Annotated in this window: 17 protein-coding genes; 13 read left to right on the forward strand and 4 right to left on the reverse strand. The window is 69.0% G+C overall.

Annotated features, from left to right (window positions below):
• Positions 1–65: 65 nt before the first annotated feature.
• Complete coding sequence (locus BM228_RS20730; protein ID WP_092043582.1) at positions 66–1,346, reverse strand: flavin monoamine oxidase family protein; 1,281 nt, start codon at positions 1,344–1,346, stop codon at positions 66–68.
• 272 nt (positions 1,347–1,618) lie between these two features.
• On the opposite strand from BM228_RS20730, the gene BM228_RS20735 reads away from it, so the two are divergent.
• The 6 genes from BM228_RS20735 to BM228_RS20760 all read left to right on the forward strand — a co-directional run bounded on the left by BM228_RS20735 (position 1,619) and on the right by BM228_RS20760 (position 8,049).
• Complete coding sequence (locus BM228_RS20735) at positions 1,619–1,864, forward strand: hypothetical protein (RefSeq protein ID WP_092043584.1); 246 nt, start codon at positions 1,619–1,621, stop codon at positions 1,862–1,864.
• A gap of 266 nt (positions 1,865–2,130) precedes the next feature.
• A complete protein-coding gene (locus BM228_RS20740) occupies positions 2,131–2,751 on the forward strand; it encodes a toll/interleukin-1 receptor domain-containing protein (RefSeq protein WP_244537238.1) in 621 nt (206 codons plus the stop codon).
• Between the two features lie 38 nt (positions 2,752–2,789).
• A complete protein-coding gene (locus tag BM228_RS20745; RefSeq protein WP_092043585.1) occupies positions 2,790–4,391 on the forward strand; it encodes a DUF2235 domain-containing protein in 1,602 nt (533 codons plus the stop codon).
• Between the two features lie 255 nt (positions 4,392–4,646).
• Entirely contained in the window at positions 4,647–5,651 is a 1,005-nt protein-coding gene (locus tag BM228_RS20750; protein ID WP_092043587.1) for an ABC-three component system protein, read from the forward strand.
• On the forward strand, positions 5,648–6,148 hold the full coding sequence (locus BM228_RS20755; protein WP_244537239.1) for an ABC-three component system middle component 2: 501 nt from the start codon (positions 5,648–5,650) through the stop codon (positions 6,146–6,148). Before BM228_RS20750 ends, BM228_RS20755 begins: the two co-directional genes overlap by 4 nt.
• Positions 6,145–8,049 (forward strand): SMC family protein, encoded by a 1,905-nt coding sequence (locus tag BM228_RS20760; RefSeq protein ID WP_092043590.1) that lies wholly within the window; start codon positions 6,145–6,147, stop codon positions 8,047–8,049. The genes BM228_RS20755 and BM228_RS20760 overlap by 4 nt, the downstream gene beginning before the upstream one ends.
• A 90-nt stretch (positions 8,050–8,139) precedes the next feature.
• On the opposite strand, the gene BM228_RS20765 is transcribed toward BM228_RS20760, so the two are convergent.
• Both BM228_RS20765 and BM228_RS20770 read right to left on the reverse strand, forming a co-directional pair.
• Positions 8,140–8,352, reverse strand: coding sequence for a hypothetical protein (locus tag BM228_RS20765; RefSeq protein ID WP_092043592.1), 213 nt, complete (start codon positions 8,350–8,352; stop codon positions 8,140–8,142).
• A gap of 9 nt (positions 8,353–8,361) precedes the next feature.
• A complete protein-coding gene (locus tag BM228_RS20770) occupies positions 8,362–8,541 on the reverse strand; it encodes a hypothetical protein (RefSeq protein WP_092043593.1) in 180 nt (59 codons plus the stop codon).
• Between the two features lie 196 nt (positions 8,542–8,737).
• Between BM228_RS20770 and BM228_RS20775 the strand changes: the two genes are divergently transcribed.
• Complete coding sequence (locus BM228_RS20775) at positions 8,738–9,628, forward strand: hypothetical protein (protein ID WP_167367784.1); 891 nt, start codon at positions 8,738–8,740, stop codon at positions 9,626–9,628.
• 107 nt (positions 9,629–9,735) lie between these two features.
• Here BM228_RS20775 and BM228_RS20780 read toward each other — a convergent pair whose 3' ends face one another.
• Positions 9,736–10,425 (reverse strand): Ntn hydrolase family protein, encoded by a 690-nt coding sequence (locus BM228_RS20780; RefSeq protein WP_139234140.1) that lies wholly within the window; start codon positions 10,423–10,425, stop codon positions 9,736–9,738.
• A 465-nt stretch (positions 10,426–10,890) separates the two neighbouring features.
• Here BM228_RS20780 and BM228_RS20785 point away from each other — a divergent pair, with 465 nt between their 5' ends.
• From BM228_RS20785 to BM228_RS20810, 6 genes are all read left to right on the forward strand, one after another.
• On the forward strand, positions 10,891–11,445 hold the full coding sequence (locus BM228_RS20785; RefSeq protein WP_139234141.1) for a metallophosphoesterase: 555 nt from the start codon (positions 10,891–10,893) through the stop codon (positions 11,443–11,445).
• Positions 11,446–11,712: 267 nt separating this feature from the next.
• The gene (locus BM228_RS20790) at positions 11,713–12,054 is read left to right on the forward strand and encodes a hypothetical protein (RefSeq protein ID WP_092043663.1); all 342 of its coding nucleotides are present in this window, start codon (positions 11,713–11,715) and stop codon (positions 12,052–12,054) included.
• 150 nt (positions 12,055–12,204) lie between these two features.
• Complete coding sequence (locus BM228_RS20795; protein ID WP_092043598.1) at positions 12,205–14,256, forward strand: AAA family ATPase; 2,052 nt, start codon at positions 12,205–12,207, stop codon at positions 14,254–14,256.
• Positions 14,246–14,473, forward strand: a complete 228-nt coding sequence (locus BM228_RS20800; RefSeq protein ID WP_092043599.1) for a hypothetical protein — start codon at positions 14,246–14,248, stop codon at positions 14,471–14,473. Before BM228_RS20795 ends, BM228_RS20800 begins: the two co-directional genes overlap by 11 nt.
• Before the next feature lie 722 nt (positions 14,474–15,195).
• Positions 15,196–15,804 carry a hypothetical protein gene (locus tag BM228_RS20805; RefSeq protein ID WP_092043601.1) on the forward strand — a complete coding sequence of 203 codons (609 nt, stop codon included), beginning with the start codon at positions 15,196–15,198 and terminating at the stop codon, positions 15,802–15,804.
• A complete protein-coding gene (locus BM228_RS20810) occupies positions 15,801–18,002 on the forward strand; it encodes a Mu transposase C-terminal domain-containing protein (protein ID WP_092043602.1) in 2,202 nt (733 codons plus the stop codon). The genes BM228_RS20805 and BM228_RS20810 overlap by 4 nt, the downstream gene beginning before the upstream one ends.
• The last annotated feature ends 2 nt before the right edge of the window (positions 18,003–18,004 follow it).

Below are 18,004 nucleotides of genomic sequence, written 5' to 3' on the forward strand. Positions count from 1 at the left end.
GAATCGGCCCGAGCCGTGCCGGTCGACGCGCTGCGCCACCGCGGCTTAGGTCGCTATCTGACGCCTCATGCTCCGGCCGCGGCGAGCTTGTCCCGCCGTCCGAGCCGGTACCTGTCCGCAAGCGCCGCCATGGCCTCGTCGGCGGCCCTTTGCCCGCTGTCGTGGGCTCCGTGCGCCGTTGTGAAGTCGAACGGGTGCGTCGCCTCGCCGGCGAAGAAGAGGCGCTCCTCGAAAGGCCGGGCCAACCGTGCCCGCGCATCGGATCGGCCCGGCAAGGCGCAGCTATACGCGCCGCCGATGGCCTGTATCCGGCTCCACGACGTCGCCGCCAGCGGCCGGATGGCCGCCGACACGTCGCTGCCGAACAGGGCCACCAACTGAGCCGACACGTACGCGAAGCCGGCGGCCGGGCCCTCCTCCTCCAGGATGCGGGCACCGTCACCCCCGAGGAACGCCTCGATGATCGGCCAGCCGTTGGGTCGGATCGAGTAGGAGGCAGACCTCGGGTCGCGCAGGTTGCCGTAGGCATGTGCGTCCGGCTCGAATGCGGCGTCGCGCCCGATCTCCAGGAAGACCTTCTCGTTCCGCCCGAGCGGCAGTGAGGCGGCCGCCTCGCGCCAGGGGTCGACCCCGGCGGGAAGGCGAATGGCGTCGCCGGCCAGGACCGCGGTCGAGACCGTGAGGATGGCGGCCCCGGCGCGGACGGTGCCGGCGCGGGTGGAGATGGCCACTCCGTCCGCCGTCAGGTCGATCCGCTCGACGGGGGTAGCCAAGCGCAGCGACGTCGAGGGCGGGAGGCTGGCGGCGACCAGGGTGCCGTAGCCGAGAGGCAGGTTCCAGTTCTTGCCCGTCGAGGCATCGTCGTACGCCAGGTAGTCGGTGGCGGAAATCTCCTCGGGGCCCATGCCGCTCATGAAGCCGGCGATGGCTCGCACGTAGGCGTTCCAGGCGCCGCCGGGCTCCATGGCATCGCTCGCGCGGTCGCTATCGGCCGCAACCATGCGGAGCCGCTTCTCCCAAGCGCCGTATGCCTCCCACGCCGCCTCCTGACCGTCCTCGTCCTGGACGATACCGGGATGCGCCTTGGTCCAAGGAGGGTCACTGCGGTCGACCGTGAACCCTGACGCCTCGGCGATGCCGACCCAGGCATTGCGGTCGCCCGAGTGCAGCCATTCGCAGCCGAGGTCGAGCGGGTAGCCGCCGAAGTCCTGCGTGAACGCGCGGCCCCCAAGCCGCGACGATGCCTCAAGCAGGATCACGCCCATGCCGCTCGCCGCGAGCCGCCGCGCCGCTCCGATGCCGGCGGCGCCTCCCCCTACGATGATGACGTCGAACTCGTTGCTCATAAGACCGAAGGTGAGGTCGGCCGATATGGCTTCCAAGCCTACCGCGACCGTTGCACCGCAGGCATTCGGGCCTCCGGTTCGGTGGGATCGAAGGGCGTCCCGGCTCGCGGAGACGCCACCTGCATGTCGGCCAATCACCGCGCCCCGTGGCGGTTCCGGTCCCCATGCGGGCCATTCGCCTCGCCTGCCCGGGAACTTCCTGCGTCATCGTCCGCAGTGACCGGGGCCCCCGTCCAGGCGTTGTCGGATGCGACCGACTAACCGGAGCCGTTATGCTCAACCCCTTCTATGCCGCATTCCTGCTCGCCGTTGAGGCTCAGAAGGTCATCGAGTTGCGGCTGGTGCGCATCGCCTGGGGCGGCGCCGAGGCGCAGTCCGAGATGGTCTCGATGGTCGGCGAGAAGGTGATCGCAGCGATGGAGGCTGCCAACACCCTGATGGCGGGCGGCACCCAAGGCGACGTCATTGCCCGCTACCGGGAGCTCGTCGCGGACAACACCCACCGGTTGATGGCCTGAGCCGGCTTCGGGCACGTCGCAGGCGGCCCTGGATTTCGGCTGACCTTTTCCTTTGAAGCCAATCCACTAGAGCGGGACCGGCGCCCTGGGCGAACGGAACAAAACGAGCTCAAGGGGCTTAAGTTTCGAACTTGGCCGCCGTGTTCGAGGGGGCTGCCGTGAATGCGACGCCGTTGGCCAGGACCGGCAAGACGAAGCCGCCTGCGAGAAGGGCGACGCCGGGTCCGCGTGCCGCGAGCCCGGCGAAGGCACCGACCCGGAAGCCCGTGAAGGCGAAGGTGCGGATCTTCGTCTCCTATTGCCACGCGAACGCGGTCCACCGTGCGAAGCTACAGGTTCATCTCGCCCAGTTAGAGCGCGACGAAGTCGAGACGTGGTTCGACGGCCGGATGGAAGCCGGGGACAAGCTCAGCACCGAGATCTCGCGCAAGCTGCGCGCGGCGGACATCTTCGTGGCGCTGATGAGCCCGGAGTACATCGCCAGCCACTGGTGCCAGCTGGAATACAAGCGGGCCATGGGCCGGCGGGCCAAGGGCTCCATGCGGGTGGTGGTCGTCGTCGTTCGGCCCTGTGCGTGGAAGGATACGGGGGCATCCGAGCTCAAGGTCCTACCCCATGACGGTCGGACCGTGAGCGATTGGCGGTCGATGGACCATGCTTTCGCGAACGTGGCCGAAGGCATCAAGGGCACCGTCAAGGCCGTACGCGCGTCGCTCGCTCAGGCGTCCCTGGTCCGGCCCGCAAAGACGGGGCGATCCACGGTGTCACCGAAGGTCAAGAAGCCGCCGGTCGCAGCCGGGGGCATTCCGAAGGCCGCGGCGAAGGCGAGGAGCGGCGTGGGTTCGACCAAAGCCAGACAGTCGGCGCGCAATCGGGCGGCGCGGTAGATACCAGCTTGGGGCCGGCCCGGATGGCCGGATGGGGCATGCCGAAGAACATCGTGGTTTTTTCGGACGGCACTGGCCAGGACGGCGGCGTCCGTCCCGAGCAGCGCGTCAGCAACGTCTACAAGATGTACCGCGTCTGCAAGGTCGGGCCGGAGAGCGACATCGATCCGGCGGAGCAGGTCGCCTTCTACGACCCTGGCCTCGGCACCGACATCGGCGCAACCGCCCTGACGGCGCCGGTCCGGTTTGCGCAGAAGATGGCCGCCTCGCTCTCGGGCCGCGGCATCGCGACTAACATCGCCGACTGCTACCGCTTCATCGCCGACCACTACGAACCCGGTGACAGGGTGTTCCTGATCGGCTTCAGCCGAGGGGCCTACACGGTCCGGTGCGTGGCGAACCTGCTGATGTATTGCGGCGTCCCGACCCGGGGGAAGGACGGCCCGCTCCTGCGCTACCGCAAGATGACCGCCGACATCGCCAAGGAGGCGGTCGGGACGGTGCTGGAGCACGGCGCCGGCCACCCGCGCGCCGAGTTCGACGCGGAGCGGGCCGAGCTAGCCCGCCGTTTCCGGGAGACCTACTCCTCGCACCATCCCGACCACGCCCGCGACCCGGCGGACAGGAAGTCGAACGTCGAGCCGTACTTCATCGGGACGTTCGACACGGTCGCGGCCCTGGGGGTCGCCGGCGCGAAGCGGTCGCTGATCAAGGCCGGGTTGGCGGCCGCCGTGGTCATCCCGGTCGGCCTCGCCGTCACGGCGACGGCGGCGCTCGCCGGCGGACTGTCGTACGCGCTCGGCGGCCCGTTCTGGAAGGTCGACATCGGCGTCGCCGCGCTACTTTCGCTCGCCGCCGGTGGCGTGGCGTGGGCGGTGGCCCGGCGGCTCCGGGCGGCCAAGACTAAAACGATCAAGGATTGGCCTGTCGCGGGGCAGGAGCGCAGCCACGTCGCCGAGTGGAAGGGCGAGAACTTCGACCGCTACCTGAGCGCACAGGTCGGCTACGCGCGGGCGGCCATCGCCATCGACGAGCGCCGGGCGGACTTCCGGCGGGTGAGGTGGGGCACCACGGAGGCGAGCCCCCCGCGCCCCGCCGGCGTGCCGGGTCAGTTCCGGCAGGTCTGGTTCGCGGGCAACCATTCCGACATCGGCGGAAGCTACGACGAGACCGAATCGCGCCTGTCCGACATCGCGCTGAAGTGGATGCTGGAGCAGGCTGTCTGCATCCCGGACGGGCTGAAGGTCGACGGCATGCCGGCGGTGGCGGACATGCACCATCCTGTCGAGGTCACGTCGATCCCGCGCCTGCGGCTGCACCCGTCGGCGGCCGGCGCGCAGCACTGCGAGGTGGCCGGCATGCGCGACGCCATCGCCGCGCGCACCGAGGCCTCTTGGGTCCCGGCGCGGATCCGTAAATGGGCGCAGGGCAAGTCGTGGGAGGAGGAAGCCCGCGACCCGAAGACGGACGCCCCGGTCCACCCCAGCGTGGACGAGCGCTTTGCCGCCGGTCCGGTGATCCAGTGCGACGGTCTCAGGCCCTACAGGCCGGCCGTCCTGGCAGGCCACGAGCGGTTCCGTCATTTCTACGAGGAAGCGGAAACCGCCGCCGGTACAGGCGAACCCGTGACCCCGGCCTGACGCGGCAGGCCCGGCACAACCTCGCATTCCGGCGGCGCAACGCGTGCGGCCGCACCGTGCTCCGGGACACCTTGCGGCGCGCAGGGCTTCGATTCCGAAGTCCCGCCGCAAGTCCACTGCCACCATCTGCGTCCTGCGGAACGGTGAGGGTGATGCGCCACGACGTGTGGCAATCGCGCCGGCGCCCGCGTCCGGCCCTTTCGAACACGGCCCGACGCGGGCAAGATCGCTTCGTTCAGGACACTCGCCGCCCCGATGATCAGCGACTACGTCGGACGCTTTTTCAAGTTGACCCCCGCGCAGTTGGAGGCGTTCGTCGCCGACTGGCTACACCTGCGTCGTGAGGAATACGTCGACTGGGACCTTTGCCCCGGGGCGGGCGACGGCGGCCGGGACGTGGTCGGCTTCGTCACGAGGCATGGCTACGAAGGCGAGTGGCACAACTACCAGTGCAAGCTGCTGCGCCGGAACCTGACCATCTCCACCGCCGTCCTGGAGCTCGGCAAGATCTTCATGCACGTCGCCAAGGGGGATTTCACCCTCCCGTCCAGGTACGTCTTCGTCGCTCCGCAGGGCACGGCGCGCGACCTGACGGACCTCGCCCGGCATCCGGAGAAATTCCGGGCGACCGTCGTGGAGAGGTGGGACGCCGTTTGCCGCAACGGCCTCGTCCAGAAGCAGGCCGTGCCGCTGACGCCGGAGATCCGGGCGGCCCTCGACGCGTTCGACTTCGCCGGCGTATCCGTGCTCGACGGGGCGAAGCTGGTGACGCAGCCCGATATCCACCCCGTGCTAGTCCGATGGTTCGGTGCCGATCCAGGCCCCCCGCCGCCGCCGGAGGAACTCCCCGACGTAGCGCTCGACGAGGCACCGTATCTCGGCCAACTCGCCGCCGCCTACGGCGCCCGTGCCGCGCTCGTCGCGGCCACGCCGGACGACATTCTCCGCCACCCCCGGTTCGGCGACCAGATGCGCGACCAGCGCGTGCGCTATTTCCGCGCCTCGACCTTCGGGCGTTTTTACCGGACGCGCGTGTTCAAGGACGTCCTCGTCGCTTTCGACGACGAGATCTACCATGGCGTCGTGGACACGCATCGCGACGACGGGCATCGCGACGTCCTCGACCAGGTCAACGCCGTCATGAAGGTCGCCCCCACCCTCCCGCTCACCGGCCCGCTGCGGGACCATGCCTCCGCGATGGTGAAGCAGGGCACCTGCCATCGGTTCGCCAACGAGGGGCGCCTGCCGTGGGGGATATGAGAACCTCGCCCGCCGACCCGTTCGACAGCCCGCTCGAAACCGGGTTGCGCGCGCTCGTCGTGCTGGAGGCGATGTACCCGCGCGCCTGCGACCTGTCGGAGATGACTTGGTACGACCACCTCGTGGTCAACACCGCCGACATCGCCGACCGGGACGGCGGCGAGGGGCCGCGGAGCCTGCATCCCGCGACGCCGGGCCGGCACGACGCCCTGAACATCCGGCGCCAAGCGGTCGAGGCGAGCCTGATGCTTATGCACAGGGTCCACCTCGTCGAGGTCCGGCACTGCGAGGACGGCATCCGCTACGCGTCCGGGGAGACCACGCCGAGCTTCCTCGATGCGCTACAGGCACCCTACATGCTGCGGCTTAAGGACCGCGCCCGGTGGCTTGCGTCCCGGTTCGAGGGCATGGATGCGGCTGACATCGCCGCGGTCGTCGACCGGCACGTCGGCCTGTGGGCTGTCCAGTTCCGGTCCGGGGAAGGCGACAGGCCGTGACCGGGCTCCTGACGCTCCGCCACCTCGCCTTCACGGGTCCCGAAGCCGTCGGCGCCGGCCTCGCGTTCGAGGACGGCCTCAACATCCTCTATGGGGCATCCAACACCGGCAAGTCGTTCGTGGTGGAGAGCCTGAACTTCATGTTCGGTGGCTCGACAACCCCGGAGGCCATAGACGAGGCGAGGCCCTACGACCGGGCCTGGCTGGGCCTCCGCCTGCCGGACGGAGCCGAGATAACCCTTTCGCGCTCGCTTTCCGGCTACGGCTTCACCGCCTACCCGGGTCTTGTCACGGCGCCGAACGACGACGGTTTCGCCCTCTCGCCCGAGCACGACGCGAATTCCGATGCCAATCTGTCGATGTACCTGCTCCGGCAGCTCGGGTTGGGCCGGAGGGAACTGGTCAAGAACGCCCACGGCGAGAAGGCCACGCTCAGCTTCCGCCACATCGCGCCGTACCTCTTCGTCCCCGAGGAGACCATCATTGCCAAGCGGAGCCCGGTCCTTGCTTCCGGGCAGGCCATCCAAGCGACCCTGGAACGCAACGTCTTCAAGCTCCTCCTGACCGGCAAGGACGACTCCGCGGTCACGAAGACGGTCCCGCCCAAGATCCTTGCCGCTGTCAAGGCCGGCAAGATCGAGTTGGTGGACGAGTGGCTCTCCGGCATCGACCGCGAACTGGGCGAGACGCCGCCCCCCCGGGCGGAACTCCAGGAGCAGGCAGACAGGCTGGAGGAAACCCTGGCGGCCCTGAAGGGCGACCTCGTGCATGCCCAGGACCGCCTGGACGGACTGGTCGGCGAGCGGCGCCGGACCCGGGACGCCCGGGACGAGGCCAGGGCCCGGGCCGCCGACCTCGAACTGACCCTCGCTCAGTTCAGGAAGCTGGACGAGGTTTACGTCTCCGACATCGAGCGCCTGCAGGCGGTCGAGGAGGGCGGCGCGCTGCTCCTCGCCATGACCGGTCACGAGTGCCCTGTCTGCGGCGCCCCGCCCGACGCACAGGTCCACAAGGCGCACGTCGACGAGATCGGGCGTTTCCACGGGGCGGCCGCCGCGGAGGTCAGGAAGATCCGGCGCGAACGCGCGGACCTCGCGGGCGTGATGCGCTCGCTCGCCTCCGAGGCGGCTGGCCTCCGCACGCGCGAAGCCGGGCTGGTCGAGGAATTGGCGGACCTCGACGGATCGCTCGACGAGGCCCGGCCCGCCGAACGGGATTTCCGCAGCCGCTACGAGGGCATCGAGACGCAGCGCGCGCGCGTGGGGCGGCTTCTCGACCTTTACGCCCGCCGGGACAGGCTGGAGGTGGAACGCTCCCGCCTTGACGTACCTGTCCCGCGGCGGCCGGTCGGGGAAAAGGCCGCCACACCCCTCGAAGGTGGCGTTGCGCACGAATACGCGCAGGTCGTACGGGAAGTCCTCGAAGCCTGGGGCTTTCCCGGGAGGCCGACGCTCAGCTTCGACCTTGGCCTCCAGGACATCCGCCTCGATGGCAAGGAGCGCTCGGCGAACGGCAAGGGTGTGCGCGCGCTACTGCACGCGGCCATGAAGGTCGCCCTGCTGATGTTCTGCAACCGGATCGGCAAGCCCCATCCCGGCTTCGTCGTGCTCGACACGCCCCTGCTGACCTACCGCGAGCCGATGAGGTCGAAGCACGGCCCCCTCGACGATGACGAGCAGGCCCTTCGGGATAGCGGCGTTGCAGCCCGGTTCTATGCCCACCTCGCCGGTCTCTCGGAGATCGGGCAGTTCCTCGTCGTCGAGAACAGTGACCCGCCGGCCGAGGCGCTCGTGCTTGCCAACGTCCAACTATTCACGGGGCAGCCCGGCGCCGGGCGCTACGGCCTGTTCCCGCGGTACGACAAGACGACCGAAGAGAAGCCTGTCGACCGAGGTGGATAGGTGGCGTGTCGGATAGGCCACCGTCGCCGCCCTTCGGCGGAAGCCTAGGCGCTCCCACGGCATGACCCGGCTGGGGCTCAGGCCGATGTCTCACCGCCGGCCCGGCAACCAAACCGTATCCACTCCGGACTCGTCGCGGTGTGACTGGTCGATTTGGGTCGCGCGCAAGCCGGGACGGCGCTGGCGCCTTTCCTCGGCCGGGAGGATTTCCGGGCCCATCCCGCGCATCGCCGCCAGGAACGCGTAGGTCGAGACCGGATGGACCGGGTACTCGTCGAAGGACCCGACCATGTGTCCGCGCATCAGGCGCTCCTACTCGAAGAGGAACAGGTAGGGTCCCGGCTCGACGTAGCCGCTTGAGATGGCCTCGAAGATCGTCTGCTCGCCGACGTTCTTGCGCCGGTCGCCAAGGCCCTTGCGCTCCTTCTCGATCCGGTCGCGACCGCGTTCGCCGGTGCCGCCCGACTGGCACCCCGACGCCGGCAATCCCATTTGAGCCCTGCCGGCGCGGCGACGCTCACCCGCAGTGCTTCTCGCCCGCCCGGCACCGATCTCTCTTCCGGCAACCGGCGCGATGGCGACTCAATCGGAACGCTCAGCAAAGCTGTGGGAAGTCGCCCTGGAAGGACTCCATCAGGTCGGTTGGCACTGGTTCGCCCATCATTTCCATCACCCCGGCCCGCATCCGATGGCGGTGAGCATCCTCTGGGCCTGTATGCGCATCGACGCCAAGGCCCCCGGCCTCGACGGCGCTCCCGGCATCGGCACGAAGCTGTTGCGGGAGCTCGTCTCCATCGGCGGTCAGGACCGCCACGAGCCCCATTACGAGATGCTGCTCCAGAAGATGAGCGAGATCCTCGTGATCGAACGGGTCGTCGGCGCCGACTGGCCCGAGGGGACGACTTTCCAGCACGAGCCCGCCGCGTTCAAGGACGGACCCAGGCCTGAACTCCTCGTCGTGATGCCGACCGGCCGGCTGGTCGTCGAGGTCAAGACGCCGTCGCTCCTCAACCACATCCGCCAGCGCGGCACCAACGGGGTCCAGCTTCCGTACCGGAACGGCATTTCGAGGGAGGCCGCTCAGGACATCGCCGGCGACGGCGGCCTCACGCTGCCCCGCGACTATCCCGTCCGGGATTTCCTGGTGGACGCGGACCGCAAGTTCCGGGGCTTCAGGGCGGACGGCGTCACGGCGAGCCTGCTCGTGCTGGTCTGGGACGACTTCATTTACGAGCCCATCTCGTCCCTCGTGAACGCCGGATCGGGCCTGCTCACGCCCAACAGCTTCGAGAGGGCGGCCGACGGCACGGCGCAGCTTTTCCCGGACATCGACGCGGTCGTGGCGCTGAGGCACCTGCACTTCTTCATCATGGCATCGCGTGACCGCCCGCTCGTCGAGAGGAGCCATGCCATGGATTTCGGTGGCGAGCGGGCGCTCCCCAACGTGCTGTTCGCCGGATCGGGCGGCAGGCCCGTGCCGGAGACCGTGATCCGGCGCCTGCGCGCCTACCCCCACGACCATCCGGGCTTCGAGGGCATCGCGGAATATCACCCGCAGGATCTGATCTTCTGGCTCTAGCGGAGCGCGTGGCATCGTAGGCCCCGACGTGCGGGCCGGCCGGCTTGACCGCCGGTGCCATCCCGGAGGCCGGCCGGACGGGTCTGTGCGAACCGGCAGCACCGTCGTCAGGGACAGGGGACCCCGCTGCTGGAGTGCGTCTCCGTCACGCCCGCGCTTGAAAGCACCACCACCCTGATGAATTCGCCCCCGATGGACTGCACGCCAGCATTCTGCGCAATGGGTATGGCGTTCCTGATGGCGTCCGTCGCGTAAGCGACGGCAGCCGCCTCAGGCATGCCGGGCGCGTACCCGGTCCTCACCGCGGCGATGTACGCCTTCAGGCTGTCGGTGTCGCCGATGAACTCGATGTAGTCGCTCTGACCGACCGGGGACTCCGGCATAGGTTGGTCGAACTTCCGGACATCGTTGTGGCGGCCGATCCGTTCAATGGAGATGTCGCCGGTCGTCGGGTCCAGGGTCGCCGCGAGGACGGTGTTGCCACCCTTGCACGCGCCGATCATTTTCGGGTCGGGGATGCTGACGTGGCCGTTCAGCGTCGCTTGGAGCGCGGCGAGCAGGCTGCCCGAACTCGCCGGCGTGCCGCCGTTGGGGGCCGGCGGGTTGAACTTCCCGAACACGTCCCGCCACTTTTCCTTTTTCGTGCCGGCCCAACCGCAGAGCGCGACGACGCCCTCATCGGAGAGCTTGTGGACCTTGACGGTCCCGCAGTTCTCGACCCGGCCGTTGATGTTCGTCAGGCTGTCGGCGGCGAACACCACGCATCCCTGGGCCCTCAGGCAAACGATCAGCGTCACTGGCATCCCCTGCCGAATTCGAGCCGCACGGAACGGGCCGTCGGCGTCCGATAGACCCGCGCGGGCACGGGGGCCAACCGGTTCGCCCGGGGTGTCGCCGGGCTCCCCGCACCATCCAAAGAAAAGCCACGCGGCGCGCTGAATACACCGCGTGGCGATGAGGTTCCGTCTGGCGCGGGCGCCGGCCCAGCGGCCCGCCTCCGTCCATTGTGCAAGAGGTATCGGGTACCGCTATGCGATACCCGCCGTCGGAGTCGCATTCGCCGGTGCCGGGTCCGCCGGTGGGCACCGTCTCCGCGCCTCGCACCTGTGGATCCCCAGGCCCCAGGCTTGCGCAGGCGCCCTGCAAACGAGAGGATCGCCCTCTCTCTGGAGCCGATGCCATGAAACCCGCGAGCCAGCACCCGACCGACTGACCGCTGGAGTGCCGCCGCGTGCCGGGCCTCCGCATCCCGCGAGGCTCCGATGGCATCCAGAACCCTGTTTTCGAGCGACCACCATTTCGGACACCGGGCGCTGCTGGGCGAGCGGATGACCACCCGCCGACCATTCTCCTCCGTCGAGGAGCACGACGAGGCGCTGATCGCGAACTGGAACGCCGCGGTGGGACCCGAGGACACCGTCTGGCACCTCGGCGACTTCTGCTACCGCTGCGGTGAGGACTACGCCCGGTCCGTCTTCGCCCGCCTGCGCGGCCGTCGCCGCTTCCTCGTCCGCGGCAACCACGACAAGATTGGCGCCCGCTTGCCTTGGGACGGCATCTTAGACGTGGCCCGGGTCGTCGTCCCCGGTCCGGACGGAGCCGTGCAGGGCGTCTGGCTGAGCCATTACGCCCACCGGGTCTGGCCGCGCATGCATCACGGCGACCTGCACTTCTACGGGCATTCCCACGGCACCCTGCCGGGCACCGCGGCCAGCACCGACGTCGGCGTCGACTGCTTCGGCTTCCGGCCCGTCACCCTTGATGAGATCTGGGCCCGGTTGGCCGAGAACGCGTCAGTGGCGACGGGACCGCCATGACCTGCACCCTTGCAGGATCCATCCACACCTATCCACCGGCCGAACGCTGCAGACTGCCGAGGATCGCCTGACGCCTTGACGTCCTGCCCGCCTGTTGCCAGTTTGTTCCGAACCTGGGCGGTCACCCGTCCCCTCGCGAGATCACCGTGCCCCGTTCCCTGCACCTCATACGGAGAGCCCCGGCCATCGGCCGAACCCCGCTTTCCCCCGACGCCCTACAGGGGGCCTGACCGACGCTTGGCGTCCGGCGGCCCTACGGAGGCCGCCTTGACCGACGCCATCACCGAGCCCGCCGACGCCCCCGTCGCGTCCGGCCATGTACCTACCCATTCCTTCGCCGCACCCCCGCCCGAGACCGAGGACCCCGCCCGCCAAGTCGGCGAGATCTTCAGGCGGCTCAGCGGCTGCCACGCCACCTACGGCGAGGCGGCGTTCGCCCGCATCGCCGCCGCCGTGCTCGTCGCCCTCGGCAGGTCCGCCCTTGAGGAGGCCGAAGCCCAAGCCCTGCGACTGAGGGAGCGGTCGGCCCCGGCCTGCCCCGGCATCAGGGTGTCCGCGACGGCACGCCGGGTCGACTTCGACGCCTGGGACCCCGGCGACCCGGACTGACCCTCACGCGCACGATCCTCCAGGAGAAACCCATGACCCGCCTTGAGCGCATACCGCGCGCCGCCGACGCCCAGCCGGCCCGCCACCTCCCCACCCGATCCGACAAACCCGCAGGGGTCTGACCGGCGCGCATCGACGCGCGGCGGCCCCATGCCGGAGGCCGCCATGGACACCAGGAAGACTCCCGCCAGCGCGCTGCTGGACCACGCCCGCCGCACAGCCCACCAAGCCGAGCGTGACGACCTCCTCGACGACCGGGACGCCGACGCCGTCCATGCATCTCCCGAGGAAGCGCACGCCGCCTTCCTCGACAAGAATTCCGTCCCCCGGATGCTCGCGACCGCGATGTTGGTGGAGGCCTTGTCCGAGCGCGATCAAGCCGCCATCAGGAGGCGCAGCGGCCTCGCCGTCGTCGTCGAGGTAGCACACCCCGAGATGGTCCAGCCGGTCGGCGATGCACTCCGTACCGCGGGAGCGTTCGCGGAAATCTTCCGGCGCTCCGGAACCAAGAGGACACAGGATCTCCCCGACCAGGGATGCGATACGGTGGCCGCCCTGCTCGGGGGCGGCTCCAATATCGCGGGCGTCTCGCAGGCGCCCGAACGTTACCTGCCGTCCACCCTGACCGCGGCCGCCGATATCCGGCTCAAGCTCGGCGCCCCGACGCCCAAGGCCGTCAGGACGGTCATCACGCTGGTCACCGGTCGCCGACCCCGCAAGCTGCCGCCGCTCGCCGGGCTGACCTTCCTGGACGCCTGCTCCGCCATCCGGCGCAACTCCAGCGCGGCCGCATGCAGGAAGCGGCTCGCCGCGATGGTCGACGCGAGGCAGGCCGTCGTCGCGACCAGCGACGCCCCGCCCCTGGAACACGTTTTCGGGCTCGGAGAGGCGAAGGAATGGGGCCTGGCGCTTGTGGCCGCCGTCGACGTGTGGCGCACCGAGGGAATTCCCTGGGCGGAGGCCGTCCAAGGTGACCGTGCGGCCGTCGTCGCGGGTCCGCCGGGCACCGGCAAGACCAGCTTCGCCGTCAGTCTGGCCAGGAGCCTGAAGCTCAAGCTTCACGTGGCCAGCGCGTCCGCGTGGTTCACGAACAACTCAGGACACCTCGGCGACGTAATCCGCGCCATTTCCAACACATTCCAGGAAGCATCCGCCAACGGTCCATCTGCATTACTCATCGATGAGCTGGACGGCGTTCCGTCCCGTGAAAGTTTGGATAATCGCCACAGAGATTTTTGGACGCCTGTGATCACAGCTCTGTTGCAGGAGATCGACTCGGCTGCTTCATCGAGCGCCAACTTGATCATCGTCGCGGCGACCAATTACCCAGACAGACTTGACCCGGCACTCGTCAGGCCGGGTCGCCTCAACAGGGTCTTGAGGATCGGCCTCCCGGACGCCGAGGCCATCGTCGGCATCCTCGGCCAGCACCTCGGCAACCACGTCCCGCCCGGGGCGGACCTGACGCCGCTCGGCGTCCTCGGGCTCGGCGCCACCGGGGCCGACGTCGCCGGCTGGGCTAGGGGCGCCCGCGCCGCCGCCCGGGCCGACGGCCGTCCCGTGGCGATGGCCGACCTCGTTCGCCAGGTCTGCCCGCCCGAGACACGGGACCCCGCAACCGTCCGGGCCATCGCGCGGCACGAGGCCAGCCATGCCGTGATCGGCGAGGTGACCGCCACGTCGACGCTCGACGTCGTGACCATCGTCGAGCGTGGGGCGTGGGCCGGCAGCACGAACGCGCGCCTGACAAATCCCGTCATGATGACGTCCGCGCAGGTCGAGGCCCTGGCCTGCACCCAACTCTCCGGCAGGGCCGCCGACGAGATCTTCGGCGAGCCGACCTCGGGCGCCGGGGGCGAGCGTTTCAGCGACCTCGCGACCGCGACAGCCCTGCTCGCCTCGAAGGCAGCGTCCTGGGGCCTCTCGGGCTCGCTCCTGTACCGGGGCGACCATTCTGAGATGCACGCGCTTCTCCGTGCGGACGGTGCGCTCAGGGATAGCACGGCGCGCGAACTCGACCGCCTCTACGTCCGGACCCTCGGCCTGGTCCGCGCGAACCTCGACCGCATCGAGCGCGTCGCCTCCCGACTGGTCGAGCGGCGTGTCCTCGGCGGGGACGAGGTCCGCGCGATCATCTCGGAAACCCCGACGACGCCGGGCAGCGAGGTGGGCGCCGTCGGGGGAGGCCCCCATGCCCGGTGACATCGATGCCCGCATCGCGGAGATCCTCCTCTGTATGGTCCGCCTCTCGCACCTTCTGCCACCCGACGACATGGACGGCCTGCTGGGGTCCGTGGCGGTCGAGGTCGAGACAGCGATGGAGCTCGCCGAGGAACGACGCCTGGCCCGCCGCGCGGACGGCAACGTCGTTGCCTTTCCTTGCCGCCGTGGCCGGGTCCCGGATGGATCGCCGGAGTAAACCACCATGGACGACGGAGCAGAACCTCGACGCGTCAGCAGACCGTTCGGCCGTGCGGCGGGAGCGAAAAAAATGTCGCACCCCACCGCCTGGGCATCGTCCAAGGGCCGATATCGAGGGAGATCGTCTTGGATTCCCTCACTGATGTCATTGGGCTTTTAAACTCAAGCTTAGTGTCCGCCGGAGCCGATTCGCTTTTTGCCGCAAGATACTTACAAACGTCGAGGCGGCTTCGCGGAGACTTCTGCACTGCACGGCAGAACTGCAAAGCCAAACCTTTTGTCGCGAACATCCGCATCGAACGAAACGGGAAATGCCGACGACCGACGACCCACAAACGGAAACGGGTGCTCCGGGCATGAACCCGAAACACCCGTGATTTCCTCGGCGGCTCTCTTAAGCCTGGCAGCCGAAGCCGCCGATCATCGCCCGCCTCGCGGCTGGCAACGCGTACGTCGCCGTAAGCGCATACGGCTCAGACAGCACATGTCGCAACCGATGGCAAGCGCCACCGGATGAGCCTTGGCGCGCGCGGCACCAACCCGGTGACCGACATGACCTACGAACCCCACCCCAGTTGCGACATCGAAACGCGGACCACTTCCCCCCGGACCGGCCCGGTTACGCCGCGGGCGCCGGCACCCCTGTCGGGCGCTCCGCCCTTCACCCCGCCGCTCGGTTCGTCGGCCTCCCGACGCATCGTGGTCCCGAGGAAGGGGTCGTTGAGGGGCGCCCTCGTCACCCGGGGCGAGCATCGCCGCGTCATCGTGTTCGAGAGCGAGCTCGAACATAAGGTGCTCCTGGTGCTGCTCGCCCGCCCGGACGTGGTCGAGGTCCGTGAGCAGGTCGCGCCCGTCACCTACCGCGACGCCGACGGCGTCGAGCGTCAGCACCGCTTCGACTTCCTGGTCAGACGTCGGGACGGTCAGCGCATCCTGGTGGCCGTAAAGCCGTGGGAGATCGCGCTGGCGCACGATCTCGATGACCTCGTCCGACGGATCGCGCGGCACGTGCCGCGGGCGCTCGCCGACAGGGCGACCTGGATGAGCGAACGGGACGTCCCTCGCGACGCCGTCTTCAACGCTTCGCTCATCCACTGCGTCCGCGCGGATGGCATCCCCGAGCACGACAAGGTCGTCGAGGACATCGCATCCACCCTCGTCGGCACCACCACGGTGGCCTGCCTCGTCGCGGCGAGCGGCTTGGCCGGCGATGGCTTCCGCGCGGTTGTGCGCCTCGTCGACCGCGGATTGCTTCGCATCATCGGGAACGGTCGCCTCGACTACGGGACCAAGATCGAGCGGACCACCGGCCCAGGGAGCCGTCCATGAGCGCCGTCCGTCCCGTGCCCCACCCGGCTCCCCACGTCCCACGACTGGTGTTCACTCCCCATGACCGCATCGTGATCGGCGCCGTCGAGTACACCCCCGACTTCTCGGACGAGAACGGCCACGTCCTTCGCCGGGTCGCCGCACCCCTCGTCACGGAAGAGTTCTCGCACGACCGTATCTGGCTGCTCAGCAACGACCGGGACTGGCGTCACGACAGGAACTGGTTCGCGCCGGAGAGCGGGCGCCGACGCTTGGCGGTCGGAGCGACCCAACTGTCTGATCTGCGCGCCCGCGAAGCCCCGGACGTCGTGTGGAAGTGGTTGGTCACGACGCGGTTTATCGAGATGTACGAGGCCGGCGCCTGCACGAAGTCTGATGATGACATCGAGCACGCTCTCGCCCTTATCTGCGACGACTTGCGGAAGCTGGACGTCTCCATCAAGCCAGTCGCTCCGGCGCGGAGGGCGCGTAAGGCATCCCGGGCCCCGACGTCCACACGGCCCGCCCGCCAGGCCAAGCAGGGGTCTCGCAAGGCCTACGCCGGTTCGAAGACGCTCGTCGTCCATCGGCAGCCCCCGACCCCGCGGACGCTGCACAGATGGATCTCGATCCTGGAGGAGCGGGGGTTCAGCCCCGTTAGCCTACGAGACGGCCGCTATCGCAGCGGGTGCCGCGTGCGCCAGATCACGGGCGAGGCGCTCAGGCTCCTCATCCACCACGGCAACCGTTACCCCACCGATGAAAGGCCTAAGATCCGGGACTTACACCGCGACCTGAAGGCCGCCATCGACGACCACAACGTCGGACTGCCGATGGGTGACCGGCTCACGTGCCCGTCGCGGACTGCCTTAGGCCTCTACGTCGCGGGGTTCGGCCGCTTCAAGATTTATGCAGGCAGGTACGGCCCCGACAAGGCGAAGCGGAAGTTCGCAATCATCACCTCCGGCCTGGTCACGACCCGTCCCTACGAACGGATCGAGATGGATAGCTGGGAGGTGGACTTGGTGACGCTCCTGACGGCCGTCGGTCTATGGGACCGGTTGGATGGCAAGACCCAGAGAGAGGTGCGCAGGTTGCACTTCACCGCCGCCATCGACACCACTACGAAGATCATCGTCGGGGCCGTCCTTTCCAGGACGCCATCTGTCGCCGCGGCCATGAAGGTCCTGCGGATGGCCCTCTCTGATAAGCGGGCCTACGCGACCGCCGCCGGGGCCGAGCTACCCTGGGACCAGTGCGCTACCCCCGAGGGCATCGCGATGGACGGCGGGCCGCAGTTCAACAACGCGGTGGTGATCAACGCCGTGGCGTGGCTCGACCAGTCGCCGTTGTTTCCCTCGGGCGGCGTCCCGGGCCTCCGCGGCACGATGGAATCGTTCTTCCGCACCGTGGGCATGCAGATCATCGCGCGCTTCCCGGGAAGGACCTTCGAGAACGTCGTCGCCAAGGGCGATTACGATGCCGAGGGCCGCGCATGCCTTTTCGACGACGAGCAAGCGCGCATCCTGACGCGGTGGATCGTGGACGCCTACCACGGTTCGCCGCACGACGGCCTCGCCGGCGAGACCCCCATTGCGTGCTGGAACCGCCTCACGCAGATGCGCGGGATCACTAAGGCCCCAGACCGGCACAAGCTGCGCGCAATCTTCGGCATCCCCCTCGTGCGCACGCTCGGCAGCGGCGGCATCCGCGTGATGAACCTCCGCTACTGGTGCGAGCCCCTCGTCGAGCATTTCCTCCACCACGGCGAAGTCGAGATGGATGTGAAGCTCGACCCCGATGACCTGGGTGAGCTCGCCGTCTGCATCGACGGGACCTGGCACGCCGCCGCGTGCACGTCGGAACAGTTCGAGGACGTCACGCTGGAGGCGTGGATTCGGGCGTCGCGGGACTTGGCACGGACCCACGTTTCCGGCGCCGCCGTCACGCAAGCGGCCGTCAACGCGGCACTGGTCGCCGCAAACACCCTCAGCCGCGAGGCTTCGGCCCGCTTTGGCATCGCCTCGGTGCCGCCGACCGAGGACGACATCGCCCGTGCCGAGCGCGAACTGATGCTGGGATGGACCATGCCGGCCGCGGCGGACGTCGGTGAGCGATCCTCCGCCGACCCGCTCGACGGCGGCTACCCGGTCTCTGGCAGGGAGGACCGGCAACCCGGCGACGATGGTCCGACGGAAGACTTCGACATCGAGGAGTGAGG

It is taken from the genome of Methylobacterium pseudosasicola (assembly GCF_900114535.1).
Classification (GTDB): Bacteria; Pseudomonadota; Alphaproteobacteria; order Rhizobiales; family Beijerinckiaceae; genus Methylobacterium; species Methylobacterium pseudosasicola.